General features: G+C 76.4%; 1 protein-coding gene. It reads left to right on the top strand.

Annotation, left to right across the window (positions count from 1 at the left end):
• Nucleotides 1–712 (top strand): tetratricopeptide repeat protein (locus AOK08_RS48310; protein WP_422125828.1); only part of this gene is annotated, 712 nt, incomplete at both ends.

Genomic DNA, 712 nt, shown 5'->3' with positions numbered 1-712 from the left:
CGCGCTCGGCCGCCACCACCGCGAACGCGGCGACGAGCCGGCCGCCGAGTACTGGCTGCGCCAGTCCGCCGAACAGGGGCACGTGCTGGGCGCGTACGCCCTCGCCGATCTGCTGGAGCACCGCGGGGACGCGGCCACGGAGCAGTGGATGCGGGTCGCCGCGGAGCGGGGGCACCGGGAGGCCGCGTACCGGCTCGCCCGCGCGCTCGACCGCAAGGCCGCCGAGGGCGCGGAAGGCATGGGCGCCGGGGACGGCTCGGTTGACAACGGTGCCGGAGAGGTCGAGCAGTGGTATCGGCAGGCCGCCGCCCGGGGGCACCAGCGGGCCGCGCTGCATCTCGGGGCCATTCTGGAGAGGCGCGGTGAGCTCAAGGAGGCCGGGCGGTGGTATCTGACGTCCGCCAAGGACGGCGAGGCGCGGGCCGCGTGCGCGCTCGGGTTCCTGCTGCGTGACGCGGGGGACACCGAGAGCGCCGCCGTGTGGTGGCTGCGGGCCGCCCAGGACGGGGACGGCAACGCCGCCAACGCGCTGGGCGCGCTGCACGCCGAGCGCGGTGAGACCCAGACCGCCGAGCGCTGGTACCGGGCGGCCATGGACGCCGGGGACGTGAACGGCGCGTACAACCTCGGTCTGCTCTGTGCCGAGCAGTCGCGTACGGCGCAGGCCGAACAGTGGTACCGGCGGGCCGCGTACGCCGGGCACCGCGAGGCC

The organism is Streptomyces graminilatus (assembly GCF_001418565.1).
Taxonomy (GTDB): domain Bacteria; phylum Actinomycetota; class Actinomycetes; order Streptomycetales; family Streptomycetaceae; genus Streptomyces; species Streptomyces graminilatus.
Note: the sequence above shows the minus strand (reverse complement) of the source record. Positions and strands in the feature narration are given on the sequence as shown.